The sequence below is a fragment of the Clavibacter capsici genome (genome assembly GCF_001280205.1).
Classification (GTDB): domain Bacteria; phylum Actinomycetota; class Actinomycetes; order Actinomycetales; family Microbacteriaceae; genus Clavibacter; species Clavibacter capsici.
Genome location: NZ_CP012573.1, coordinates 1833764 through 1858837, shown reverse-complemented (window position 1 = coordinate 1858837; position 25074 = coordinate 1833764). Strand labels below are relative to the sequence as shown.

At 74.3% G+C, this 25074-nt stretch carries 23 protein-coding genes; all 23 read left to right on the top strand.

Translation table 11 applies throughout. From position 1 onward, the window contains the following. The first annotated feature begins 35 nt into the window (after positions 1-35). The 23 genes from aroC to AES38_RS08590 all read left to right on the top strand — a co-directional run bounded on the left by aroC (position 36) and on the right by AES38_RS08590 (position 25068). Complete coding sequence (aroC, locus tag AES38_RS08700; protein WP_053774634.1) at positions 36-1274, top strand: chorismate synthase; 1239 nt, start codon at positions 36-38, stop codon at positions 1272-1274. A 2-nt stretch (positions 1275-1276) separates the two neighbouring features. Continuing rightward, positions 1277-1768 carry a shikimate kinase gene (locus tag AES38_RS08695; protein WP_053774633.1) on the top strand — a complete coding sequence of 164 codons (492 nt, stop codon included), beginning with the start codon at positions 1277-1279 and terminating at the stop codon, positions 1766-1768. After that, the gene (gene aroB, locus AES38_RS08690) at positions 1765-2880 is read left to right on the top strand and encodes a 3-dehydroquinate synthase (RefSeq protein ID WP_053774632.1); all 1116 of its coding nucleotides are present in this window, start codon (positions 1765-1767) and stop codon (positions 2878-2880) included. Before AES38_RS08695 ends, aroB begins: the two co-directional genes overlap by 4 nt. Further along, positions 2877-3659, top strand: a complete 783-nt coding sequence (locus AES38_RS08685; protein ID WP_053774631.1) for an SDR family oxidoreductase — start codon at positions 2877-2879, stop codon at positions 3657-3659. The genes aroB and AES38_RS08685 overlap by 4 nt, the downstream gene beginning before the upstream one ends. Before the next feature lie 20 nt (positions 3660-3679). Continuing rightward, the gene (locus AES38_RS08680) at positions 3680-4120 is read left to right on the top strand and encodes a type II 3-dehydroquinate dehydratase (protein WP_053774630.1); all 441 of its coding nucleotides are present in this window, start codon (positions 3680-3682) and stop codon (positions 4118-4120) included. A gap of 114 nt (positions 4121-4234) precedes the next feature. After that, positions 4235-4798, top strand: coding sequence for an elongation factor P (efp, locus tag AES38_RS08675; RefSeq protein ID WP_053774629.1), 564 nt, complete (start codon positions 4235-4237; stop codon positions 4796-4798). 4 nt (positions 4799-4802) lie between these two features. Beyond that, positions 4803-5216: a transcription antitermination factor NusB gene (nusB, locus tag AES38_RS08670; RefSeq protein ID WP_012299362.1), complete on the top strand. Its 414-nt coding sequence runs from the start codon at positions 4803-4805 to the stop codon at positions 5214-5216. Positions 5217-5328: 112 nt separating this feature from the next. Continuing rightward, a complete protein-coding gene (locus AES38_RS08665; protein ID WP_053774628.1) occupies positions 5329-6186 on the top strand; it encodes an ABC transporter ATP-binding protein in 858 nt (285 codons plus the stop codon). 85 nt (positions 6187-6271) lie between these two features. Further along, positions 6272-7327: an aliphatic sulfonate ABC transporter substrate-binding protein gene (locus AES38_RS08660; RefSeq protein WP_081001872.1), complete on the top strand. Its 1056-nt coding sequence runs from the start codon at positions 6272-6274 to the stop codon at positions 7325-7327. Continuing rightward, positions 7324-8160 carry an ABC transporter permease gene (locus AES38_RS08655; RefSeq protein WP_053774627.1) on the top strand — a complete coding sequence of 279 codons (837 nt, stop codon included), beginning with the start codon at positions 7324-7326 and terminating at the stop codon, positions 8158-8160. Before AES38_RS08660 ends, AES38_RS08655 begins: the two co-directional genes overlap by 4 nt. A 74-nt stretch (positions 8161-8234) precedes the next feature. After that, a complete protein-coding gene (gene acs, locus AES38_RS08650; protein WP_053774626.1) occupies positions 8235-10271 on the top strand; it encodes an acetate--CoA ligase in 2037 nt (678 codons plus the stop codon). A gap of 114 nt (positions 10272-10385) precedes the next feature. Further along, positions 10386-10949, top strand: a complete 564-nt coding sequence (pyrR, locus tag AES38_RS08645; RefSeq protein WP_053774625.1) for a bifunctional pyr operon transcriptional regulator/uracil phosphoribosyltransferase PyrR — start codon at positions 10386-10388, stop codon at positions 10947-10949. Next, complete coding sequence (locus tag AES38_RS08640; RefSeq protein WP_053774624.1) at positions 10946-11902, top strand: aspartate carbamoyltransferase catalytic subunit; 957 nt, start codon at positions 10946-10948, stop codon at positions 11900-11902. The genes pyrR and AES38_RS08640 overlap by 4 nt, the downstream gene beginning before the upstream one ends. After that, the gene (locus tag AES38_RS08635) at positions 11899-13305 is read left to right on the top strand and encodes a dihydroorotase (protein WP_053774623.1); all 1407 of its coding nucleotides are present in this window, start codon (positions 11899-11901) and stop codon (positions 13303-13305) included. Before AES38_RS08640 ends, AES38_RS08635 begins: the two co-directional genes overlap by 4 nt. Next, positions 13302-13829, top strand: a complete 528-nt coding sequence (locus AES38_RS08630) for a PH-like domain-containing protein (protein ID WP_053774622.1) — start codon at positions 13302-13304, stop codon at positions 13827-13829. The genes AES38_RS08635 and AES38_RS08630 overlap by 4 nt, the downstream gene beginning before the upstream one ends. Before the next feature lie 5 nt (positions 13830-13834). Then, positions 13835-15004, top strand: a complete 1170-nt coding sequence (carA, locus tag AES38_RS08625) for a glutamine-hydrolyzing carbamoyl-phosphate synthase small subunit (protein ID WP_053775737.1) — start codon at positions 13835-13837, stop codon at positions 15002-15004. After that, positions 15004-18294: a carbamoyl-phosphate synthase large subunit gene (gene carB / locus AES38_RS08620; protein WP_053774621.1), complete on the top strand. Its 3291-nt coding sequence runs from the start codon at positions 15004-15006 to the stop codon at positions 18292-18294. The genes carA and carB overlap by 1 nt, the downstream gene beginning before the upstream one ends. Further along, positions 18291-19187, top strand: coding sequence for an orotidine-5'-phosphate decarboxylase (gene pyrF, locus AES38_RS08615; RefSeq protein WP_053774620.1), 897 nt, complete (start codon positions 18291-18293; stop codon positions 19185-19187). The genes carB and pyrF overlap by 4 nt, the downstream gene beginning before the upstream one ends. Further along, entirely contained in the window at positions 19184-20092 is a 909-nt protein-coding gene (gmk, locus tag AES38_RS08610) for a guanylate kinase (RefSeq protein ID WP_053774619.1), read from the top strand. Before pyrF ends, gmk begins: the two co-directional genes overlap by 4 nt. Before the next feature lie 48 nt (positions 20093-20140). Beyond that, on the top strand, positions 20141-20410 hold the full coding sequence (rpoZ, locus tag AES38_RS08605) for a DNA-directed RNA polymerase subunit omega (protein ID WP_012038467.1): 270 nt from the start codon (positions 20141-20143) through the stop codon (positions 20408-20410). Positions 20411-20488: 78 nt separating this feature from the next. Then, entirely contained in the window at positions 20489-21706 is a 1218-nt protein-coding gene (coaBC, locus tag AES38_RS08600) for a bifunctional phosphopantothenoylcysteine decarboxylase/phosphopantothenate--cysteine ligase CoaBC (RefSeq protein ID WP_053774618.1), read from the top strand. 38 nt (positions 21707-21744) lie between these two features. Next, positions 21745-22956, top strand: a complete 1212-nt coding sequence (gene metK / locus AES38_RS08595) for a methionine adenosyltransferase (RefSeq protein WP_053774617.1) — start codon at positions 21745-21747, stop codon at positions 22954-22956. A 42-nt stretch (positions 22957-22998) separates the two neighbouring features. Then, positions 22999-25068 (top strand): primosomal protein N', encoded by a 2070-nt coding sequence (locus tag AES38_RS08590; protein WP_072174628.1) that lies wholly within the window; start codon positions 22999-23001, stop codon positions 25066-25068. The last annotated feature ends 6 nt before the right edge of the window (positions 25069-25074 follow it).

The window sequence follows — 25074 nt, the reverse complement described above, 5'->3', positions numbered from 1 at the left end:
CGGGGCGCCCACGAGCGCTGTGGGAGGATGGGCGCATGCTGCGTTGGCTCACCGCCGGGGAATCCCACGGCCCCGAACTCATCGCCGTCCTGGAGGGCCTGCCCGCGGGCGTGCCCGTCAGCCTCGACGGCATCCGCGCCGACCTCGCCCGTCGCAAGCTCGGCTACGGCCGCGGCGCGCGCATGGGCTTCGAGCAGGACGAGCTGAGCCTCTCGACGGGCGTGGTGCACGGCCGGACGCTCGGCAGCCCCATCGCCGTGCGCATCGGCAACACGGAGTGGCCCAAGTGGGTCGACGTCATGAGCCCGGAGCCCGTGGATCCCGCGAAGCTGCAGGGCGCGCGCGCCGCGGCCCTCACCCGCCCCCGCCCCGGGCACGCCGACCTCGTCGGCATGCAGAAGTACGACTTCGACGAGGCCCGCCCCGTGCTCGAGCGCGCGAGCGCCCGCGAGACCGCCGCCCGCGTCGCGCTCGGCGCCGTGGCGCGCGCGTTCCTCGCCGAGCTCGGGATCACGCTCGTCAGCCACACCCTCTCCATCGGCCCCGTGCGCGTGCCCGAGGGCTCGCCCCTGCCGACGCCCGCCGACGTCGGCGCGCTCGACGCGGATCCGCTGCGCTGCTTCCACGCCGAGACGAGCGCCCGCATGGTCGCCGAGGTCGACGACACGAAGGCGAGCGGCGACACGGTCGGCGGCGTCGTCGAGGTGCTCGCCTACGACCTCCCGCCGGGGCTCGGCTCGCACGTGCACTGGGACCGCCGGCTCGACTCGAAGCTCGCCGCGGCGCTCATGGGCATCCAGGCGATCAAGGGCGTGGAGGTCGGCGACGGCTTCCTCACCACCACGCGGCGCGGATCCGAGGCGCACGACGAGCTGTTCTCCACGGCCGCCGGCATCGGCCGCTCCACCGACCGCGCCGGCGGCACCGAGGGCGGCATGTCGACGGGCACGGTGCTCCGCGTCCGCGCCGGCATGAAGCCGATCGCCACCGTCCCGCGCGCGCTCCGCACGGTCGACACCGCCACCGGCGGCGCGGCCCCCGCGAACCACCAGCGCTCCGACGTGTGCGCCGTGCCCGCCGCGGGCGTGGTCGCCGAGGCGATGGTCGCGCTCACGCTCGCCGACGCCGTGCTCGAGAAGTTCGGCGGCGACTCCGTGGGCGAGACCCTCCGCAACCTCCGCGGCTACCTCGACGCGATCCCCGAGGGCCGCCGCTCCGGCGCGGACCTCGTCGACGAGGCGGACGCCGCGCCGCCCGCACCGCCCGAGGCCTGAGGGTGCCGGTCGTCCTGATCGGCCCGCCCGGCGCGGGCAAGACCACGGTCGGCCGCCGCGTGGCGAAGGCCCTGGGGCTCCCGTTCACCGACACGGACCGGGCGATCGTCGAGGCGCACGGATCCATCGCCGACATCTTCCGCGAGCACGGCGAGCCGCGGTTCCGCGAGCTGGAGCGCGCGGCGGTCGCCGCGGCCCTGGCGGACGACGGCGTCGTCTCGCTCGGCGGGGGAGCCGTCCTCGACCCGGCGACCCGCGCCGACCTGGAGTCGTGCCGCGTCGTGCTCCTCACCGTGAGCGAGCACGCCGTGCGCGCCCGGATCCGCGGCCACGACCGCCCGCTCGTCGACGGCCTCGAGAGCTGGCGCCGCATCGTCGCCGACCGCGAGGAGCTGTACCGCTCGCTCGCCGACCTGACCATCGACACCTCCGACCGCCCGCTCCCGCGCATCGCCCGCGAGATCGAGCGCTTCGCCCGGGAGAGGCAGCCATGACCGACCCATCCGCCCCCACGCCCGCCGTCGCCGAGCCCGACGCGCCCACCGTGATCCACGTGTCCGGCACGCCCGGCTACGACGTCACCGTGGGCCGCGGCCTCATCGCCGGGGTCGGCGCGCTGCTCGGCCCGCGCGTGCGCAAGGTGCTCATCGTGCACGCGCCCGCCCTCGCCGAGGAGGCGTCGCGCCTCCGGGAGCGCCTGCAGGGCGACGTGGAGGTGTACCTCGCGGAGGTGCCCGACGCCGAGGGCGCCAAGCGCGTCGAGGTGGCGGCGTTCTGCTGGAAGATCATGGGCACCACCGACTTCACGCGCTCGGACGCCGTGATCACGCTCGGCGGCGGCGCGACGACCGACCTCGGCGGCTTCGTCGCGGCGACGTGGCTGCGCGGCGTGATGCTCGTCCAGATCCCGACCACCGTGCTCGCGATGGTGGACGCGGCGGTCGGCGGCAAGACGGGCATCAACACGTCCGAGGGCAAGAACCTCGTCGGCGCCTTCTACGCGCCGACGGCCGTGGTCGTGGACCTCGACCTGCTCGCCACGCTGCCGCGGGAGGAGATCGTCACGGGCTTCGCGGAGATCGTGAAGGCCGGGTTCATCGCCGTGCCCGAGATCCTCGACGTCATCGAGGCGGACGTCGCGCGGGTGACCGACCCCACGAGCCCCGAGTTCCGGCACGTCGTCGAGCTCGCCATCCGGATGAAGGCCGAGGTCGTGGGCGAGGACTTCACGGAGAAGGGCCGCCGCGAGATCCTCAACTACGGCCACACGCTCGGGCACGCCATCGAGCACGCCGAGCGGTACCGCTGGCGGCACGGCGCGGCCGTCGCGGTCGGCATGGTCTTCGCGGCGGAGCTGTCGCGCCTCACCCGCTCGCTGTCCGACGAGGCGGTCGACCGGCACCGGCGGATCCTCGACTCGCTCGACCTGCCCACGAGCTACCCCGTCGGCCGCTGGCCCACGCTCGTCGCGAGCATGAAGCGCGACAAGAAGGCGCGCGGCGACATGATGCGCTTCATCGTGCTCGACGGCGTCGGCCGGGCGAGCGTGCTCAACGGCCCCGAGGAGGCGCTGCTGTTCGCCGCGTACCAGGAGATCGGCTCGTGAGCGACCCCGCGCATCCCGACCCGCAGCGGCCCGTCGCGCTCGTGACGGGCGTCGGCCGGGTCTCCGGCATCGGCGCCGCCATCGCCGAGGGCCTCGCGCTCGACGGCTGGGACGTCGCCTTCACCTACTGGTCGGCCTACGACGCCCGGAAGCCCTGGGGCGAGCAGCCCGACGACCCCGCGCGCGTGGTCCAGGCCGTCGAGGGCGCGGGCGGCCGGGCGCACGCCGTCGAGGCCGACCTGGTCGACACGGCGGCGGCCGAGCGGATCCTCGACGCCGTCGAGGCGGGGCTCGGGCCGATCACCGCGCTCGTCCTCTCCCACGCCGAGTCGGTCGACAGCGCGCTGCTCGACACGAGCGTCGAGAGCCTCGAGCGGCACCTGGCCGTCAACGTGCGGGCGTCGCTCCAGCTCATCCAGGGGTTCGCCCGTCGGTACCGCCAGGCACCGGGCGCCGGCCGCATCGTGGCGCTCACGTCCGACGCCGTCGTGGGCGAGGTCGCGTACGGCGCGAGCAAGGCGGCGCTCGACCGCATCGTCATCGCGGCCGCGCGTGAGCTCGAGGGGGAGCGGATCACCGCCAACCTCGTCGACCCGGGACCCACCGACACGGGCTGGTTCACGGACGAGATCCGCGAGAGCCTCCGCGAGACCACGCCCCGGGGCCGGCTCGCCGAGCCCCGCGACGCGGCCGCGCTCGTGTGCTTCCTCGTCTCGGCGGAGGGCGGCTGGATCAACGGCCAGCGCATCCGCTCGGACGGCGGCCAGAGCGTCGGCTGACCCGCCCCTAGGCTGGTCGCATGTCACGCGTGCTCGTCCTCAACGGCCCCAACCTCGGACGGCTCGGCAGCCGCGAGCCCGACGTGTACGGCACGGGATCGCTGGAGGACCTGCGCCGCGAGCTCGTCGCCTTCGCGCCCGACGACGTGGAGGTCGACCTCCGCCAGACCGACGACGAGGCGACCCTCATCGGCTGGCTGCACGAGGCCGTCGACACCCGGACGCCCGTGATCATGAACCCGGCCGCGTTCACGCACTACTCGTACGCGCTCCGCGACGCCGCGGCGCTCGTGACGAAGGCGGGGATCCTGCTGCTCGAGGTGCACCTGTCGAACCCCCACGCCCGCGAGGAGTTCCGGCACACCAGCGTCATCTCGCCGGTGGCGACGGGCGTCATCGCGGGGCTCGGCCAGGGGTCGTACCTCCTCGCCCTCGCGCACGTGGTGACCGGCACCCGATAGGCTGATCCCTCGGATCGTCGCACGCGCCCCGCAGGGCCGCCCCGGCATCCGCCGCGCCGGCACCTCTCGCCGCCGCCGCATCCCGCTCGTCGAACAGGCAAGGACCCTCCCCGCATGGCCTCTACCGCTGACATCAAGAACGGCATCGTCCTCAACATGGACGGCCAGCTGTGGACCGTCATCGAGTTCCAGCACGTGAAGCCGGGCAAGGGCGGCGCCTTCGTGCGCACCAAGGTCAAGAACGTGATGAGCGGCAAGGTCGTCGACCGCACGTTCAACGCGGGCGCGAAGATCGAGACCGAGACGGTCGACCGCCGCGACTTCCAGTACCTCTACGCCGACGGCGAGAACTTCGTGTTCATGGACACGAGCGACTACGACCAGATCACGCTGTCCGCGGCCCAGGTCGGCGACGCGAAGAACTTCATGCTCGAGAACCAGAACGTGACCGTGGCGCTGCACAACGGCGAGGGGCTCTACGTCGAGCTGCCCGCGTCGGTCGTGCTCACCATCACGTACACGGAGCCGGGCCTGCAGGGCGACCGCTCGACGGGCGGCACGAAGCCCGCGACGGTCGAGACCGGGCACCAGATCCAGGTCCCGCTCTTCCTCGAGCAGGGCACGCGCGTCAAGGTGGACACCCGCACGGGCGACTACCTCGGCCGCGTCACCGACTGACCCCGTGAGCGCACGCACCAAGGCGCGCAAGCGCGCCCTCGACGTCCTCTACGTCGCGGACATCCGCGGCGAGTCCATCCCCGCGACCCTCGCGGTCGAGCAGCAGCGCGCCGCGGCAGAGCCCGACCGGCAGGCGTCGTGGGCATACGCCCGCGAGATCGCCGAGGGGTTCGTCGAGCACCAGGACGAGATCGACGAGCTCATCGAGACGTACTCGGTGAACTGGACGCTCGCCCGCATGCCCGCCGTCGACCGCGCGATCCTGCGCATCGGCATCTGGGAGATCCTCTTCAACGCCGACGTGCCCGACGGCGTCGCCATCTCGGAGAGCGTCGACCTCGCGTCGTCGCTCTCGACGGACGAGAGCGCGTCGTTCGTGAACGGCATGCTCGCCCGCATCGCGGCCGCGCAGGCCTGATCCCGGCCCGCGGTCGGCTGCATCCGGCCCCCGGATTACGCCGCGTGACGCCCGGCGACGGCGTGTGACGCGCGCGGCGGCAGCGGCGCGCGCGTCACCCTAGCGTCGGGTCATGCCCGTCACCGCCGCCTCGCACCGCGACCTCGCGCCCGACCGCGCCACGCCGGATCCCGCGCCCGCCACCGCCGGCGGCGTCGCCCTGCGCGGGGTCGGCCGCTCCTTCCCGGTCGCCGGCTCGCGCGAGCGCCGCATCGTCCTCCGCGACGTGGACCTCGACCTCGCGGCCGGCGACGTCGTCGCGATCCTCGGCCCCTCCGGCTGCGGGAAGTCGACCCTCCTGCGCCAGGTGAGCGGCCTCGACCGGCCCGACGCGGGATCCCTGCTCATCGACGGCACGCCCGTGCGGGACGTCGACCAGCGCTCGGCGGTCGCGTTCCAGGAGCCGCGGCTCCTGCCGTGGCGCACCATCCGCGCGAACGTCCGGCTCGGCCTGCCGCGCGACGTGCCGCGCGCCGAGGGCGACGCCCGCGTGCATGACCTCCTCGAGCTCACGGGGCTCGCCGAGGCGGCGGACCTCCGCCCCCGGCAGGTCTCCGGCGGGATGGCCCAGCGCGCCTCGCTCGCCCGGGCGCTCGCGCGTCGTCCCCGCGTCCTCGTGCTCGACGAGCCGTTCGGCGCGCTCGACGCCCTGACGCGCCTGCGGATGCAGGACCTGCTGCTCGACGTGCACGCGGCCATCCCGACGACGGTCCTGCTCGTCACGCACGACGTGGACGAGGCCCTGCACCTCGCCGACCGCGTGGTGCTGCTCGGGCCGGATCCCGCGCCCGGCAGCGCGCCCGGCGCCACCGTCCGCCGCGTCCTCGAGGTGCCCGGCGCCCGCCCGCGCGACCGCGGCGACGCGACCCTCGCCGCCCTCCGCGCCGACCTGCTCGAGGGGCTCGGCGTGCCGGGCCACCGCGCGGGCTGATCCGCGCCGCTCCCGCTCCGCATCCGCACCGCACGCCCACCCCGACCGCCCGACCCCGACCGCCGACCCCGACCGAGGACCCACCGTGACCCGACACCTGCCCCGCCGCTCCGTTCCCGCCCTCGCGCTCGCGGGCGCGGCCGTGATGCTCCTCGCCGGCTGCGCCGCCGGCGAGGGCTCGGCCGTCGCCCCGGCCGCCGCTCCCGCCACCGCGGGCGCCGAGGGCTGGAGCGCCGACACGCTCACCGTCGACTGGGCGACCTACAACCCGCTCAGCCTGATCGTGAAGGACCAGGGCCTCCTCGAGGAGCGCCTGGGATCGGAGGTGAAGGTGGACTGGGTGCAGTCGGCCGGATCCAACAAGGCGAACGAGCTGCTGCGCGCCGGGGCCGTCGACGTGGGATCCACCGCCGGTTCCGCGGCGCTCCTCGCGCGCGCGAACGGCTCGCCCATCCGCGCCATCGACGTGTACTCGCAGCCGGAGTGGACGGCCATCGTCGTGCCGAAGGGGTCGCCCATCACGAGCGTGGACCAGCTCCGCGGCGCGGACATCGCGGCGACGAAGGGCACCGACCCGTACTTCTTCCTGCTGCAGGCGCTCGACGAGGCGGGCATCCCCGCCTCCGACGTCACCATCCAGAACCTCCAGCACGCCGACGGCCGCGCCGCGCTCGAGAACGGCTCGGTCGACGCGTGGGCCGGGCTCGACCCGCTCATGGCCGCGAGCCAGTCCGAGGCGGGCTCCACGCTGCTCTACCGGAACGTCGACTTCGCGACCTACGGGTTCCTCAACGCCACGCAGTCCTTCCTCGACGCGTCGCCGGACCTCGCGCAGGCCGTCGTCGACGCCTACGAGCAGGCGCGCGCCTGGGCCGTCGCGCATCCCGACGAGACCGCCGCGATCCTCGCGCAGGCCGCCGCGATCGACCCGGCCGTCGCGTCGACCGTCATCGACCGCACGAACCTGGGCGTGGATCCCGTGCCCGGCGACGCGCAGCGCGCGGTGCTCGACCGCGTCGGCCCGATCCTCGTCGCGTCCGGCGACGTCCCCGACCAGGGTCGGGTCGACACGGCGCTCGACGAGCTGTTCGAGCCGCGGTTCGCCGAGGCCGCGGATCCCGCGGCCGGGAGCGCCGGGTGACCGCGCTCGACCGGGCCCCGGTCGCGACCGGCGACGACCGCCGGGTGGATCCCCGTGCCACCGACGCCCGCCGCCCCGCGGGCGGTCGGCTGGCCCGGGTCATCGTGGGCCTCATCGTCCCCGTGCTGGTCGTCGGGGTCTGGGCCGTCGTCACCGCCACCGGCGCGGTCGCGCCGCACCTGCTCCCGTCGCCGCTCGACGTGGTGCGCGCGGGGGTCCAGCTCGCCGAGCAGGGGATCCTCGGGCAGTACGTCGCCATCTCGCTGCAGCGCGTGCTGCTCGGCTTCGCCCTCGGCGCGACGGTCGGCCTCGTGCTCGGCGCGGTCGTCGGCCTCTCGCGGATCGGTCGTCTCCTCCTCGCTCCGACCGCGGGCGCGTTCCGCACCGTGCCGTCGCTCGCGTGGGTGCCGCTGCTGCTGCTCTGGATGGGGATCAACGAGGACTCCAAGGTCACGCTCGTCGCCATCGGCGCGATGTTCCCCGTCTACACGACGGTCGCCGGCGCGCTCCGGCACGTGGACCCGCACCTCGTGGAGGTGGGCCGCGCGTTCGGGCTGACGCGGATCCCGCTGCTCGTCACCGTGCAGCTCCCGGCCGTGCTGCCCGCCGTCGTGTCCGGGCTCCGGCTGGCGCTCGCGCAGTCGTGGCTGTTCCTGGTGGCCGCGGAGCTGCTCGCGGCGTCGATGGGGCTCGGCTTCCTCCTCACGGAGTCGTCGGCGAACGGGCGCGTGGACCGCGTGCTCCTCGCGATCGTGCTGCTCGCGGTGCTCGGAGCGCTCACGGACGCCGTCGTGGGCCTCGTCGAGCGGGTGCTGGTGCGCCGCTGGGGCTGAGGCCCGCGGGCTTCCGTGTCGCCGCGTGACGCGCCGGTTCCGGATCCCGCGGGCGGCGCACGTAGCGTCGGCGCATGACCTCCCCGCGCACCGAGCAGGCCGTGACCGCGTACGACCACGTCGCCGACGCCGAGCAGGACCTCTTCCCGCCGCCCGCCGCGCTCGCCGCGTCCGCCAACGTCACCGCGGAGGCGTACGCGCGGGCGGAGGCGGATCCGGTCGCGTTCTGGGAGGAGGCCGCCCGCCGCCTCGACTGGGAGACGCCCTGGCACCAGGCGCACACGTGGATCCCGCCGGTCGCCGCGGACGGCACCCCGCAGGTCCCCGCCGCCACCTGGTTCGCGGGCGGCCGCCTCAACGTCGCGGCGAACTGCGTCGACCGGCACGTCGCGGCGGGACGCGGCGAGAAGGTCGCGCTGCACTTCGAGGGCGAGCCGGGGGACCGCCGCACGGTCACCTACCGCGACCTCCAGGAGGAGGTGTCCCGCGCCGCGAACGCGCTCACCGCGCTCGGCATCGGGCCCGGCGACCGCGTCGTCATCTACCTGCCGGTGCTCGTCGAGACCGTCGTCGCGACGCTCGCCGTCGCCCGGATCGGCGCCGTGCACTCGCTCGTGTTCGGCGGCTTCTCCGCGGAGGCGCTCCGCTTCCGGGTCGAGGACACGGGCGCGAAGCTCCTCATCACCAGCGACGGGCAGAACCGCCGCGGCACGGCCGTCGCCACCAAGCCGCAGGCCGACGAGGCCGTCGCGGGCGTCGGGTCGATCGAGCACGTGCTGGTCGTCCGCCGCACCGGGCAGGACGTGCCGTGGACCCCGGGCCGCGACGTCTGGTGGCACGACGCCGTGGGATCCGCGTCCCCCGAGCACGAGCCCCGCGCCTTCGACGCCGAGCACCCGCTCTTCGTCATCTACACGTCCGGCACCACCGGCCGCCCCAAGGGCCTCGTGCACACGTCGGGCGGCTACCTCACGCACGCGTCCTGGGCGCACTGGGCCCACTTCGACGCGAAGCTCGACGACGTGCACTGGTGCACCGCCGACCTCGCCTGGGTCACGGCGCACACCTACGAGATCTACGGGCCGCTGTCCAACGGGCTCACGCAGGTGATCTACGAGGGCACGCCCGACACGCCCCACCGCGGGCGGCACCTCGAGATCATCGAGCGGTACGGGGTCACGACGTACTACACGGCGCCCACGCTGATCCGCTCGCTCATGAGCTGGTTCCCCGACGGCGTCGCCGGGCACGACCTGTCGAGCGTCCGGCTGCTGGGCTCGGTGGGGGAGGCCATCAACCCGGCCGCGTGGCGCTGGTTCCACCGGGAGATCGGCGGCGGACGCGCGCCCGTCGTCGACACGTGGTGGCAGTCCGAGACGGGGGCCGCGGTCATCGCGCCGCTGCCCGGCGTCTCGACGCTGAAGCCCGGCGCCGCCGGTCGCGCCCTGCCCGGGTTCCGCGTGGACGTGGTCGACGACGACGGCGAGCCCGCGGCGCCGGGGGAGGCGGGCCTCCTCGTGATCCAGCGCCCGTGGCCCGGCATGGCCCGCACCGTGTGGGGCGACCCCGACCGGTACCGCAGCGCCTACTGGGAGCGCTTCGCCGACCGCGGCTGGTTCCTCGCGGGCGACGGCGCACGCCGGGATGCCGACGGCGACGTGGCGCTCCAGGGCCGGATCGACGAGGTCGTGAACGTCTCCGGGCACCGGCTCTCGACCATCGAGATCGAGTCCGCGCTCGTCGCGCACCCGCGGGTCGCCGAGGCCGGGGTGACGGGGGTGGCCGACGAGCTCACCGGGCAGCGCGTCGTCGCGTTCGTCGTGCCGCCCGGCGACGACCGGCCCGCCGACGACGACGCGGCCGGCTGGGCGGCGCTCGCCGCGGAGCTCGAGCCGCTGCTCACCGCGCACGTCGCCCGCGCGATCGGCCCGGTCGCCAAGCCCCGCCGGATCGTCGCGGTGCCGGACGTGCCGAAGACGCGCTCGGGCAAGATCATGCGGCGGCTCCTCGCCGACCTCGTCGAGGGGCGGACCCTGGGCGACGCGACGAGCCTGCAGGACGCCGCCGTGCTCGGCCGCATCCGCGCGGTCCTCGACGCCTCCGCGGGCTGAGGACACGCGCGGGCTGTGCGCCGGGCCCCCGCGTCCGGGGGGAGACCCGCTAGAGTGACCGGCGGAACAGACCACCTTTAACATCCGTCCCGAGAGGCGGGGAAGGAGGTCGGATTGCCTCAGCGCGTCGTGCTGCAGCCCTCTGACATCACCCGTGCGCTCACGCGCATCGCCCACGAGATCCTCGAGTCGAACCGCGGCCCCGCCGGGCTCCTGCTCCTCGGCATCCCCACCCGCGGCACCGTCCTCGCCGAGCGCATCGGCCGGATCATCGCTCGCCTCGAGCCCGACGCCCCCGCCGACCTGGTGGGCTCGCTCGACGTCACCATGTACCGCGACGACCTGCAGCGGAACCCCACCCGCGCGCCCGCGCCCAGCGTGCTGCCCGCCGGCGGGGTCGACGGCCGCACCGTCGTGCTCGTCGACGACGTGCTCTTCTCCGGCCGCACCGTGCGCGCCGCCCTCGACGCCATCGGCGACCTCGGCCGCCCCACGGCCGTGCGCCTCGCCGCGCTCGTCGACCGGGGCCACCGCGAGCTCCCCATCCGCGCCGACTTCGTGGGCAAGAACCTGCCGTCGAGCCTGGCCGAGCGGATCTTCGTGCGGCTCGACGAGATCGACGGCGAGGACGCCGTGACCATCCAGGGTCCGGACGACGAGGGGGAGGCGCGCTCGTGAGGCACCTGCTCTCCACCCGCGACCTGTCGCGCGACGAGGCCGTCCGCATCCTCGACGTGGCCGAGGACATGGCCGACGTCGGCACGCGCGAGATCAAGAAGACCCCCGCGCTCCGCGGCCGCACGGTCGTCAACCTCTTCTTCGAGGACTCCACCCGCACGCGCATCTCGTTCGAGGCCGCGGCCAAGCGCCTCTCGGCCGACGTCATCAACTTCAGCGCCAAGGGATCCAGCGTCTCCAAGGGCGAGAGCCTCAAGGACACGGCGCAGACCCTCCAGGCGATGGGCGCCGACGGCGTGGTCGTCCGCCACCCGTCCTCGGGCGCGCCGCACACGCTCGCCGGCAGCGGCTGGATCGACGCGGGCATCGTCAACGCGGGCGACGGCACGCACGAGCACCCCACGCAGGCGCTCCTCGACGCGTTCACCATCCGCCGCCGGCTGCACGGACCCGCCGCGCGCGGCAAGGGCCTCGACGGCACGCGCGTCGTCATCGTCGGCGACGTGCTGCACTCCCGCGTCGCGCGCTCGAACGCGTGGCTGCTCACGACGCTCGGGGCCGAGGTCACGCTCGTCGCCCCGCCCACGCTCGTGCCGGTGGGCGTGGGGTCCTGGCCCGTGCAGGTCCGCTACGACCTCGACGCGGCGCTCGTCGAGGGGGAGCCCGACGCGGTGATGATGCTCCGGATCCAGGCCGAGCGCATGCGCGCCGCCTTCTTCCCGAACCCGCGCGAGTACGCGCGCATCTGGGGCCTCGACGACGCGCGGCTCGCGCTCCTCGGGCCCGATACGATCGTCATGCACCCGGGGCCCATGAACCGCGGGCTCGAGATATCCGCCGCCGCCGCCGACTCGGAGAGGTCCACGGTGCGCGAGCAGGTCGCCAACGGCGTCTCGGTGCGCATGGCCGTCCTCTACCTCCTGCTGTCCGGCGACGGGAAGGCCGACCGATGACCCAGAACGACACGATCCACGACGACGCCCACCTGATCCGCGGCGCGACCCTGCCCTCGGGCGAGCGCGCCGACATCCTCGTCGCCGACGGGCTGATCCGCGAGATCGGGCCCGACCTCGCGACGCCCGACGGCGCGCACGTCATCGAGGCCGACGGCCTCGTCGCGCTTCCCGGCCTCGTCGACCTGCACGTGCACCTGCGCGAGCCCGGCTACGAGCAGAGCGAGACCGTGCTCACGGGATCCCGTGCGGCGGCCCTCGGCGGCTTCACCGCGGTCTTCGCGATGGCCAACACCATGCCCGTGCAGGACACGGCGGGCGTGGTCGAGCAGGTCAAGGCGCTCGGCGACGCGGCCGGGTACGCGACCGTCCGCCCCATCGGCGCCGTGTCGGTCGGGCTCGCGGGGGAGTCCATGGCCGAGATCGGCGCGATGGCCGCGAGCCGCGCCGCCGTCCGCGTCTTCTCCGACGACGGGAAGTGCGTCTCCGACCCGCTGCTCATGCGCCGCGCGCTCGAGTACGTGAAGGCGTTCGACGGCGTCATCGCCCAGCACGCGCAGGACCCGCGCCTCACCGAGGGCGCCACCATGAACGAGGGCGCGCTGTCCGGCGAGCTCGGCATCACGGGCTGGCCCGCGGTGGCCGAGGAGTCGATCATCGCGCGGGACGTGCTGCTCGCCGAGCACGTCGGATCCCGCCTGCACGTCTGCCACGTCTCCACCGCCGGCTCCGTCGACGTGATCCGCTGGGCCAAGGCCCGCGGGGTCGACGTCACCGCCGAGGTCACGCCGCACCACCTGCTCCTCACCGAGGACCTGGTCGCGGGCTACGACGCGCGCTACAAGGTGAACCCGCCGCTGCGCCGCCGCGAGGACGTCGAGGCCCTCCGCGCCGCGCTCGCCGACGGCACGATCGACGTGGTCGCCACCGACCACGCGCCGCACCCGACGGAGGCCAAGGACTGCGAGTGGGACGCGGCCGCGTTCGGCATGGTCGGCCTCGAGTCGGCGCTCTCGGTGGTGCAGCTCGCGATGGTCGACACGGGGCTCCTCGACTGGCAGGGCGTCGCGCGCGTCATGTCGCACGCGCCCGCGCGCATCGGCCGCCTCGCCGAGCACGGGCACGCGCTCGAGGCCGGGTCCCCGGCCGACGTCACGCTCTACGACCCGTCCGCGTCGCGCGTCTTCGGCCGCGACGACCTCGGCGGGCTGAGCGGCAACTCGCCGTACCTGGAGATGACGCTGCCCGGCCGCGTCGTCGCGACCCTGCACCGCGGCTACCCGACCGTGCTCGACGGCGCGCTCGTCGACCGGGAGCAGGTCGCCCGCGCGGCCGTCCTCCGCGACCGCGCGGACGCCGACGCGCGCGACGCCGCATCCGACGCCCCGGCGGGACGCGCATGAGCGACCGCACCGGGCCCGCGGTCACCGTGATCGCGCTCCTCCTCCTGCTCCTCGCGCTCATGGTGCTCGGCTGGCGCGCACGCCGCCGACGCCAGCGCGCGCTGCCCGAGCCGCCGCGCCCGCCCGCCGGGCTCGGCGCGCCGGCCCTCGAGGTCGACGTGCTCTACGTCGCGACGACCACCGCGGGCGAGCCGCTCGACCGGCTCACCGTCCGCCCCCTCGGCTTCCGGGGGCGCGCCGCGGCCCGCGTGCACGACGCCGGGCTCGTGCTCGCCATCGACGGCGAGCGCGAGGTGCTCGTGCCCGCCGACCGCATCACCGGATCCGGCCTCGCGACCTACGCGATCGACCGCGTCGTGGAGGAGGGCGGCCTGGTGGCCGTCACCTGGATCCTCGACGAGGCCGCCGGCACCGCGGTCGACACGTACCTCCGGGTGATCGACCCGCGCGAGAAGACCGCGCTCGTCGACGCCCTCCAGCGGATCCCGCGCCTCGCGCACGACGACGACAACGAAGGGAAGTGACCGACATGGCACGACACGAACCAGCTGTCCTGGTGCTCGAGGACGGACGGAGGTACGTCGGACGCGCGTACGGCGCCCGCGGCACCACGCTCGGCGAGGCCGTCTTCGCGACCGGCATGACCGGCTACCAGGAGACGATCACCGACCCGTCCTACGCGGGCCAGATCGTGCTCCAGACCGCGCCGCACATCGGCAACACCGGCATGAACGACGACGACATGGAGTCGCGCCGCATCTGGGTCGCCGGCTACGTCGTCCGCGATCCCTCCCGCGTCGTCTCCAACTTCCGCGGCACCCGGACGCTCGAGGACGACCTCGTCGCCCAGGGCGTCGTGGGCATCTCCGGCATCGACACCAGGGCCGTCACGCGCCGGATCCGCGACGAGGGCGCCATGCGCGCCGGCGTCTTCTCCGGCGAGGCCTTCGCGCTCGGCGACGAGGAGCAGCTCGCCCAGGTGCGGCAGGCGCCCGACATGACCGGGCGCAACCTCTCCGCCGAGGTCTCCACGCAGGAGACGTACACGATCCCGGCCGTCGGCGAGCGCATCGGATCCGTCGCGGTGCTCGACCTCGGGATCAAGACCGCGACGGTGAAGCACCTCGCGGCCCGCGGCCTCGACGTCCACGTCGTGCCGCAGTCGATCACGACCGAGGAGCTCGCCGAGCTCGCGCCCACCGCGGTCTTCTACTCCAACGGCCCCGGCGACCCCGAGGCCTCGCAGTACCACGTCGAGCTCCTGCAGGACGTGCTCCGCAAGGGCATCCCGTTCTTCGGGATCTGCTTCGGCAACCAGCTCCTCGGCCGGGCCCTCGGCTTCGACACCTACAAGCTGCCGTTCGGCCACCGCGGGATCAACCAGCCCGTGCTCGACCGCCGCACCGGCCGCGTCGAGATCACGAGCCAGAACCACGGCTTCGCCGTCTCCGCGCCGCTCGACGGCCCCGTGGACAGCCCCGCCGGCTTCGGCCGCGCGGAGGTGAGCCACGTCTCGCTCAACGACCAGGTGGTCGAGGGGCTCAACTGCCTCGACATCCCCGCCTTCAGCGTCCAGTACCACCCGGAGGCGGCCGCCGGCCCGCACGACTCGTCGTACCTCTTCGACCGGTTCGTCGAGCTGATCCACGCCGCGGGCGACGCCCCCGCATCCGCCGCGACCCCTGAGGAGACCGTGTAATGCCCAAGCGCGACGACATCAACAGCGTCCTCGTCATCGGCTCCGGGCCGATCGTCATCGGCCAGGCCGCCGAGTTCGACTACTCCGGCACGCAGGCCTGCCGCGTGCTCCGCGAGGAGGGCGTGCGCGTCATCCTCGTGAACTCGAACCCGGCCACGATCATGACCGACCCGGGCTTCGCCGACGCGACGTACATCGAGCCGATCACGAGCGAGGTGCTCGAGAAGATCATCATCAAGGAGAAGCCGGACGCGGTGCTCCCCACGCTCGGCGGCCAGACCGCGCTTAACGCGGCCATCCGGCTCGACGAGCTCGGCATCCTCGCCAAGCACGGCGTGGAGCTCATCGGCGCGAAGGTCGAGGCCATCCAGAAGGGCGAGGACCGCCAGCTCTTCAAGGACCTCGTCATCGAGTCCGGCGCCGACGTCGCCCGCTCGCACGTCGCGAAGACGCTCGAGCAGGCCGTGGAGTACGCCGAGGACCTCGGCTACCCGCTCGTGATCCGCCCGTCCTTCACCATGGGCGGCCTCGGCTCGGGCTTCGCGCACACCCGCGCCGAGCTCGAGCGCATGGTCGCCGACGGCCTGCAGTCGAGCCCCACCACCGAGGTGCTCCTCGAGGAGTCGATCCTCGGCTGGAAGGAGTACGAGCTCGAGCTCATGCGCGACACGGCCGACAACACGGTCGTCGTCTGCTCCATCGAGAACGTCGACCCGGTCGGCGTGCACACGGGCGACTCGATCACGGTCGCCCCGGCGCTCACGCTCACCGACCGCGAGTACCAGCACATGCGCGACATCGGCATCGACATCATCCGCCGAGTGGGCGTCGACACGGGCGGCTGCAACATCCAGTTCGCGGTGGACCCGACGGACGGCCGCCTCATCGTCATCGAGATGAACCCGCGCGTCTCCCGCTCCAGCGCGCTCGCGTCGAAGGCCACGGGCTTCCCGATCGCGAAGATCGCCGCGAAGCTCGCCATCGGCTACCGCCTCGACGAGATCCCCAACGACATCACCAAGGTCACGCCCGCGAGCTTCGAGCCCACGCTCGACTACGTGGTCGTGAAGGTGCCGCGCTTCGCGTTCGAGAAGTTCCCGGCCGCCGACGCCGAGCTCACCACCACCATGAAGTCGGTGGGCGAGGCCATGGCCATCGGCCGCAACTACTCCACCGCCCTGCAGAAGGCGCTGCGCTCGCTCGAGAAGCGCGGATCGTCCTTCCACTGGGGCCCCGAGGATCGCTCGGTCGACGAGCTGCTCGAGGTGAGCCGCACGCCCACCGACGGCCGCATCGTCACGGTGCAGCAGGCGCTCCGCGCGGGCGCGACCGCCGAGCAGGTCTTCGACGCCACGAAGATCGACCCCTGGTTCATCGACCAGATCGTGCTCATCAACGAGGTCGCGGACGCGGTGCGCGACGCCGACGAGCTCGACGCGCTGACGCTGCGCGAGGCCAAGGACCACGGCTTCTCGGACGCGCAGATCGCCGAGATCCGCGGCCTGACCGAGCAGGAGGTGCGCGACGCGCGCCACGCGGCCGACATCCGCCCGGTGTACAAGACGGTCGACACCTGCGCGGGCGAGTTCCCCGCGCTCACGCCGTACCACTACTCCAGCTACGACTCCGAGACGGAGGTCGCCGCCTCCGACCGCCGAAAGGTGATCATCCTGGGCTCAGGCCCGAACCGCATCGGCCAGGGCATCGAGTTCGACTACTCGTGCGTGCACGCGTCCTTCGCGCTGTCCGACGCGGGCCTCGAGACGATCATGATCAACTGCAACCCGGAGACCGTCTCCACCGACTACGACACGAGCGACCGGCTCTACTTCGAGCCGCTGACGCTCGAGGACGTGCTGGAGATCGTGCACGCGGAGCAGCAGGCGGGCGAGCTCGTCGGCGTCGTCGTGCAGCTCGGCGGGCAGACGGCGCTCGGGCTCGCCAAGGGCCTCGAGGCCGCGGGCGTCCCGATCCTCGGCACGAGCCCGTCGGCCATCGACCTCGCGGAGGAGCGGGGCCTGTTCTCCGGCATCCTCGACGCGGCCGGGCTCGTCGCGCCGCGCAACGGCACGGCCACCGCCATCGACGAGGCCGTCGTCGTCGCGGAGGAGATCGGCTACCCCGTGCTCGTCCGCCCGAGCTACGTGCTCGGCGGCCGCGGCATGGAGATCGTGTTCGACACCGCCACGCTGCACGACTACTTCCTGCGCATGGCCGACCAGGGGATCATCGGCGAGGGCAAGCCCCTCCTCATCGACCGGTTCCTCGACGACGCCATCGAGATCGACATCGACGCCATCTACGACGGCACCGAGCTGTACGTCGGCGGCGTCATGGAGCACATCGAGGAGGCCGGGATCCACTCGGGCGACTCGAGCTGCACCCTCCCGCCCGTGACGCTCGGCCGCGGCCAGATCCAGCAGGTCGTCGACGCCACGCGCGCCATCGCCGAGGGCGTGGGCGTGCGCGGCCTCCTCAACGTGCAGTTCGCGGTCGGCGCGGGCGTGCTCTACGTCCTCGAGGCGAACCCGCGCGCGAGCCGCACGGTGCCGTTCGTCTCCAAGGCGCTCGGCATCCCGCTCGCGAAGGCGGCGTCGCTCGTCATGGTCGGCACGTCCATCCAGGAGCTCAAGTCCTCGGGCCTCCTGCCCGAGCGCGACGGCTCCGACGTCCCGATGGACTCGCCCGTCGCCGTGAAGGAGGCCGTGCTGCCCTTCAAGCGGTTCCGCACGAAGGACGGCCTGATCGTCGACTCCGTGCTCGGCCCGGAGATGCGCTCCACGGGCGAGGTCATGGGCATCGACCGCGACTTCCCCCGCGCGTTCGCGAAGAGCCAGGAGGCGGCGTTCGGCGGCCTCCCGCTCTCGGGCACCGTGTTCGTCTCGGTCGCCGACCGCGACAAGCGCTCCATCGTGCTGCCGGTGCTCCGCCTCCAGCAGCTCGGCTTCGAGGTGCTCGCGACCGCGGGCACGGCGGAGATCCTCAGCCGCAACGGGATCCAGGCGCGCGTCGTCCGGAAGTACAGCGAGGAGCCCGCCGCGGGCGACTCGCCGTCGATCGTCGACCTCATCAACCGCGACGAGGTGGACGTGGTCATCAACACGCCCTCCGGCCGCACGGCCCGCGCCGACGGCTACGAGATCCGCGCGGCGGCCGTCGCGGCGGACAAGGCGCTGTTCACGACCATCGCGCAGCTCACGGCCGCGGTCGCGTCCTTCGACGCCATCCGCGCCGGCTTCGACGTGACGAGCCTGCAGGACTACGCGATCGCCCGCGAGGCCCGCAGGTGACGACCGCCGACGGCGGGGCGGCTGCGGTCGCCCCGCCGTTCGGCGCGCGCCTCGCCCGCGCGTTCCGCGAGCGCGGGCACCTCTGCGTCGGGATCGACCCGCACCGGTCGCTGCTCGACGCGTGGGGCCTCGCCGACGACGCGCGCGGCCTCGAGGAGTTCGGCCTGCGCGTGGTCGAGGCGACCGCCGGACGTGCCGGCATCGTCAAGCCGCAGGTCGCGTTCTTCGAGCGCCACGGATCCGCGGGGTACGCCGCGCTCGAGCGCGTGCTCGCCGCCGCGCGCGACGCCGGCCTCCTCGTGATCGCCGACGCCAAGCGCGGCGACATCGGCTCCACGGTCGACGCGTACGGCGCCGCCTGGCTCGCGCCCGACAGCCCGCTGCGCGCCGACGCGGTCACCCTCACCGCCTACACGGGCGTGGGATCCCTCGACGGCGTCCGCGCCGCGGCCGAGACCGGGGGCGCGGGGGTCTTCGTCCTCGCCGCGACCTCGAACCCGGAGGCGCGCGAGCTCCAGAGCGCGCTCCTGCCCGACGACGGATCCGCCGGCGCCGGCCGCACGGTCGCGCGCGGGATCCAGGACGCCGCGGTCGCCGCCAACGGCCCGCTCGGCGACCCGGGCGCGGACCCCGGCGCCTTCGGCCTGGTGATCGGCGCGACCGTCGACGCCGCCGATGCCGGCCTCGACCTGGCGCAGCTCACGCGCACGCCGATCCTCGCGCCCGGCTTCGGCCACCAGGGCGCGCTGCTCGGCGATGTCCGGAAGCTGTTCGGCCCCGCCGCCGGCGTTGTGATCGCGAGCGCGTCCCGGAGTATCCTCGCGACTGGGCCACGGCGTGTCGCGGAGGCCGTCACCGACCACGCCGGACGACTCGAAGAGGTGCTGCCATGAGGCCCGAACCACCCGAGGTCGACCGCGTCGCCGCCTCCCAGGCCGCGGTCGCCGCGCGCCGGGCCCGCGCCGAGGTGAAGCACGACATCGTGACGGGGGAGCGGACGCCGCTCGGCGTGCTCGACGCCTCCGCGGATCCCGCCCGCCGCGCCGAGGCCACCCTCCGCGTCACCGAGTTCCTCACGAGCATCCCCAACATCGGGCCCACCAAGCTCGAGCGGATCCTCGGCGAGCTCGGCATCTCCACCGCCAAGCGCCTCGGCGGCCTCGGCGTGCACCAGCGCGTGCGCCTCACCCGGTTCCTCGAGGACTGGCAGGCGGCGAAGCAGATCGTGGAGCCCAGCCGCCTCGTGGTGCTCGCGGGGCCGACCGCGGTCGGCAAGGGGACCGTGTCCACCTTCATCCGCGAGAACGAGCCCGACGTGCTGCTCTCCGTCTCCGCCACCACGCGCGCGCCGCGTCCCGGCGAGGTCGAGGGCGTCAACTACTACTTCGTCTCCGACGCCGAGTTCGACCGCATGGTCGAGCACGAGGAGCTGCTCGAGTGGGCCACGGTGCACAACGCGCACCGCTACGGCACGCCGCGCGCGCCCATCGACGCCGCGCTGGCCGAGGGCCGCAGCGTGCTGCTCGAGATCGACATCCAGGGCGCGCGCCAGGTGAGGGCCGCGATGCCCGAGGCCCGGCTCGTCTTCCTGCTGCCGCCCACCTGGGAGGAGCTCGTGCGCCGCCTGGTCGGTCGCGGCACGGAGGGGCCCGAGGAGCAGCAGCGCCGACTCGACACCGCGAAGGTCGAGCTGGCCGCCCAGGACGAGTTCGACCACCTCGTCGTGAACCGCGATGTCGCGGAGGCGGCGCGCGAGGTCGTAGACTTGATGAGATCCAGGAAGGCCGTCGGTCCGTGATGCGGACCCGAGCGGCCTTCTTCCATGCAATGAGGAAGCGGCACATCCATGGTTGACAAGACCCAGGGCATCATCGACCCGCCCATCGACGAGCTCCTCTCGAAGGTCGACTCGAAGTACGCGCTCGTGATCTTCGCCTCCAAGCGGGCCCGTCAGATCAACGACTACTACGCCGACCTGCACGAGGGCAGCCTGTTCGACAACGTCGGACCGCTCGTCGACTCCACCATCGACGACAAGCCCCTCTCGGTCGCCATGCACGAGATCAACGAGGACAAGCTCGTCGCCACGCCCATCGTGGAGCCCGCGGCCTCCTAGCCGCCCGCCGTCCCGGATGCCCCCCGCCGACCGCACGCCGCACGCCCTCCCGGCCACCGAGCCCCGGAGCGCCGCCGCGTGATGGTCGTCGTGGGGATCACGGGCGGCATCGCGGCCTACAAGGCCGTCGGCGTGGTCCGGGGCCTCGTGCTCCTCGGCCACGACGTGCACGTCGTGCCCACCGAGGCCGCGCTCCGCTTCGTCGGGAAGCCGACGCTCGAGGCCGTGAGCCGGAACCCGGTCACGAGCGACCTCTACGACGGGGTCTCCGAGGTCCGCCACGTGGCGCTGGGCCAGAAAGCCGACCTCATCGTCGTCGCGCCGGCCACCGCGCACACGCTCGCCGCCATGGCCCTCGGCCTGTCGGACGACCTGCTCGGCACCACGATCCTCGCCAGCCGCGCGCCGCTGGTCGTCGCGCCCGCGATGCACACCGAGATGTGGCAGCACCCCGCGACCCAGGCCAACGCGGCCATCCTGCGCTCCCGCGGGGCCACGCTCGTCGGCCCCACCTCGGGGCGCCTCACCGGCACCGACTCCGGGCCCGGCCGCATGGCCGAGGTGGAGGACGTCATCGCCGCGGCCCTCGCCGCCGTCCGCCCCGGGGGCCGCGACCTCGAGGGCCGGCGCGTCGTGGTCTCCGCGGGCGGCACGCGCGAGCCGCTGGATCCCGTGCGCTTCCTCGGCAACCGCTCCTCCGGCCGGCAGGGCGTCGCCCTCGCCGTCGCCGCGCGCGACCGCGGCGCCGACGTCGTGCTCGTCGCCGCGCACCTCGAGGTGCCCGCGCCCGCCGGCGTCCGCGTCGTGCCCGTCTCCACCGCCCTAGAGCTGTCGGACGCCATGGTCCGCGAGGCCGAGGACGCCGACGTCGTGATCATGGCGGCGGCCGTCGCCGACTACCGCCCCGTCGCGGTCTCCGCGGGCAAGATCAAGAAGGAGCAGGCGGGCGACGCGCTCTCCGTCGAGCTCGTGCGGAACCCGGACGTCCTGCAGCGGCTCGCCGCCGACGCCGCCCAGCCGCGCGCGGACGGCACGCGTCGCGTGGTCGTGGGCTTCGCGGCCGAGACCGAGGAGGACCCGGCCGAGCTGCTCCGGATCGGCCGCGAGAAGCTGGCGCGGAAGGGCTGCGACCTGCTCGTCCTCAACAGGGTCGGGTGGTCGCAGGGGTTCGCCACGGAGGGCAACACGATCACGGTGCTCGGGAGGTCCGGCGATACACTGGCCGAGGCCTCCGGCTCGAAGGAGCAGGTCGCCCATCGAATTCTCGACGTAGTGGGCCAGCCGACGCCGCAGTAGCGAACGGCGCGCGACCACGCGATCCCCTGGAGCCACCCGTGACCGACCTGCGCCTGTTCACCTCCGAGTCCGTCACCGAGGGCCATCCCGACAAGATCTGCGACCAGATCTCGGACAGCATCCTCGACGCGCTCCTGGCGCAGGACCCGACGAGCCGCGCGGCCGTCGAGACGCTCGTCACCACGGGCCTCGTGCACGTGGCCGGCGAGGTCACCACCTCGGGCTACGTCGACATCCCGCAGATCGTGCGCGACCGCATCCGGGACATCGGCTACGACTCCTCCGAGGTCGGCTTCGACGGCAGCAACTGCGGCGTGACGGTGTCCATCGGCGCCCAGTCGCCCGACATCGCGCAGGGCGTCGACCGCTCGTACGAGTCCCGCTCGGGATCCGCGCCCGCCGACGCGCACGACCTCCAGGGCGCCGGCGACCAGGGCCTCATGTTCGGCTACGCGTCGCGCGACACCCCCGTCTTCCTGCCGCTGCCGATCTACCTCGCGCACCGCCTCGCGGAGCGCCTCGCGGCGGTCCGCCACTCGGGCGAGCTGTCGTACCTCCGGCCGGACGGCAAGACGCAGGTCACCATCGGCTACGACGGCCTCGTCCCGCGCACGGTCGACACCGTCGTCCTCTCCACGCAGCACGGCCCGCAGGTCTCGCAGGAGGACCTCCGCCGCGAGGTCGCCGAGCACGTCATCCGCCCGGTGCTCGCGCAGGCCGCGGAGATCGGCATCGAGCTCGACTCGCGCGACGCGACCCTGCTCATCAACCCCACGGGCAAGTTCGAGATCGGCGGACCCAAGGGCGACGCCGGGCTCACGGGTCGCAAGATCATCGTCGACACCTACGGCGGCTTCAGCCGGCACGGCGGCGGCGCGTTCAGCGGCAAGGACCCGTCGAAGGTCGACCGCAGCGCCGCGTACGCCATGCGCTGGGTCGCGAAGAACGCCGTCGCCGCGGGCCTCGCCGACCGGCTCGAGGTGCAGGTCGCGTACGCGATCGGCAAGGCCGCGCCGGTCGGCCTGTACGTCGAGGCGTTCGGCACGGCCCACGTGCCCGAGGAGCGCATCGTCCGCGCCATCCGCGAGGTCTTCGACCTGCGCCCCGCGGCCATCGTGGAGCGGCTCGACCTGCTCCGCCCCATCTACGCGCAGACCGCCGCCTACGGGCACTTCGGCCGCGAGCTGCCGGACTTCACCTGGGAGGCGCTCGACCGTGTCGCCGACCTGCAGAGCGCCGCGGGCCTCTGACGCGCCCAGCCGCACGGCCCGCCGCGTGAGCGGGGGAGCGCGTTGACGGCGGCGGATGCGGCGGCCGGCGACCTCGGCACCGCCGCCCCCGACCAGGCGGGCGCGCCGGACCGCCCGCCCGTCGTGCGCGTCATGGTCGACTCGCCGCTGCCGCAGCTCGACCGGCTGTTCGACTACGCGGTGCCGGAGGAGCTGCGGGCGACGTGCGTGCCCGGCGTCCGCGTGCGGGTCCCGCTGCGCTCGGCGGGACGGGTGGCCGACGGCTACGTCGTCGAGATGGGCGACGGGCAGGGGTACGACGGTGCGCTCAGCGAGGTCGAGCAGGTCGTGTCGCCGCTGCCCGTCCTGCGCCCCGAGATCTGGACGCTCGCGCGCGAGGTCGCCGACCGGCAGGCCGGGACCGCGTCCGACGTGATCCGGCTCGCCGTGCCGCCGCGGCAGGTGCGCGTGGAGAAGGCGCACCTCGCGGCCATGGCGGACGCCGACGCGGAGCCGGCCGGCGCCGACCCGGCCGCGGCCCCCGCCGACATCGCCCCGGATGCCCTCCCGCCCATCGACGGCTACGCGCCCGGCACGCTCGACGCGGTGGTCGACGGATCCGGTCGCGCGGCCGTCGACGCGATCCCCGAGGTCGTGGAGCTGCCGGGCGGCGCCTGGGCCGGGCGCTGGGCCGTCACGCTCGCGCAGGCCGCGGCGCGCGTCCTCGCGTCCGGGCGCAGCAGCGTCCTCGTCGTGCCCGACTACCGCGACCAGGACCAGCTCGAGGCCGCCCTCGCGGCGCACGCCCCGGCGGGATCCGTGCTGCGCACCGACGCGCGCCAGTCCGGCCCCGACCGCTACCGGTCCTTCCTCGCGGGGCTCGGCGACGCGCCCCGCATCGTCGTCGGCAACCGCTCGGCCGTCTACGCGCCCGCGCCGCGCCTCGGCCTCGTCGCGATGTGGGACGAGGGCGACCCGCTGCACGCGGAGCCGCTGAGCCCCTACGCGCACGCCCGGGACGTCGCGCTCCTCCGCAGCCGGCAGCAGGGGACCGCGCTCGTCCTGCTCGCGCACTCGCGGAGCACCGAGGTGGAGCGCCTCGTCGCGATCGGCTACCTGGGCACCGTCTCGCCTGCCGTGAACCGGCCGCCGCGCGTCATCCCCACCACGTCGCAGACGGGCGACGAGGGCTTCGCCCGCCAGGCCCGGATCCCGTCGGGCGCGTGGCGCGCCGCGAAGGACGCCGTCGAGCACGGCCCGGTCCTCATCCAGGTCGCCCGCCCCGGCTACGCGCCGCTCGTCGCGTGCCGCGCGTGCCGCCAGGCCGCGCGGTGCACCGTCTGCACGGGTCCGCTCGGCATGTCCACCGCGACGAGCACGCCCACGTGCGGCTGGTGCGGGCACCTCGCGGGCGACTGGCGGTGCGCGAACTGCGGATCCGACGAGCTGCGCCTCGTGACCATCGGCGCGGGCCGCACGGCCGAGGAGCTCGGCCGCGCGTTCCCCGGCGTGCAGGTCGTGCTGGCCGACGGCGAGCGCCACGTGCAGGAGGTCGACGCGGACTCGCGGCTCGTGGTCGCGACGCGCGGCGCCGAGCCCGTGGCCGCGGGCGGCTACCGCGCGATCCTGCTGCTCGACGGCGAGCGGATGCTCGCGCGCGAGAGCCTGCGGGTGGGGGAGGACGTGCTGCGCCAGTGGTCCAACGCCGCCGCCCTCGCCGCCCCGCGCGCGCCCGTGATGCTCGTGGGCGTCGGCGGCCAGGTCGCGCGCGCCCTCGCCACCTGGCAGCAGCCGCGCTACGCGCACGAGGAGCTGCTCGAGCGCCGGGCGCTGCGCTTCCCGCCCGCCGTGCGCGCCGCGAGCGTGGAGGGGCTGCCGGACGCGGTCGGCGCCGCCGTCGAGCGGCTCGACGGGATCGCGGGGGTCGACGTGCTCGGCCCCGTGCCCACCGAGCAGGGCCGCGTGCGCGCCATCGTCCGGCTCGACTACGCGAGCGGCCCCGACGCGGCGCGCGAGCTCCGCGCGGCCGTCGTGCGCAACGCCTCCAGCCGCCGGAAGCCCGTCGCGGGCCGCACCGGGTTCCGGCCCACGGTCCCGCTCCGTGTACGGTTCGACGACACGGGGCTGTTCTGATCTTCG

Excerpts from the sequence above, each read along its gene's own strand:
- aroC (WP_053774634.1), top strand. The coding sequence starts at position 36 with ATGCTGCGTTGGCTCACCGCCGGGGAATCCCACGGCCCCGAACTCATC.
- aroB (WP_053774632.1), top strand. The coding sequence starts at position 1,765 with ATGACCGACCCATCCGCCCCCACGCCCGCCGTCGCCGAGCCCGACGCG.
- AES38_RS08680 (WP_053774630.1), top strand. The coding sequence starts at position 3,680 with ATGTCACGCGTGCTCGTCCTCAACGGCCCCAACCTCGGACGGCTCGGC.
- efp (WP_053774629.1), top strand. The coding sequence starts at position 4,235 with ATGGCCTCTACCGCTGACATCAAGAACGGCATCGTCCTCAACATGGAC.
- AES38_RS08665 (WP_053774628.1), top strand. The coding sequence starts at position 5,329 with ATGCCCGTCACCGCCGCCTCGCACCGCGACCTCGCGCCCGACCGCGCC.
- acs (WP_053774626.1), top strand. The coding sequence starts at position 8,235 with ATGACCTCCCCGCGCACCGAGCAGGCCGTGACCGCGTACGACCACGTC.
- AES38_RS08635 (WP_053774623.1), top strand. The coding sequence starts at position 11,899 with ATGACCCAGAACGACACGATCCACGACGACGCCCACCTGATCCGCGGC.
- AES38_RS08630 (WP_053774622.1), top strand. The coding sequence starts at position 13,302 with ATGAGCGACCGCACCGGGCCCGCGGTCACCGTGATCGCGCTCCTCCTC.
- carA (WP_053775737.1), top strand. The coding sequence starts at position 13,835 with ATGGCACGACACGAACCAGCTGTCCTGGTGCTCGAGGACGGACGGAGG.
- carB (WP_053774621.1), top strand. The coding sequence starts at position 15,004 with ATGCCCAAGCGCGACGACATCAACAGCGTCCTCGTCATCGGCTCCGGG.
- gmk (WP_053774619.1), top strand. The coding sequence starts at position 19,184 with ATGAGGCCCGAACCACCCGAGGTCGACCGCGTCGCCGCCTCCCAGGCC.
- rpoZ (WP_012038467.1), top strand. The coding sequence starts at position 20,141 with ATGGTTGACAAGACCCAGGGCATCATCGACCCGCCCATCGACGAGCTC.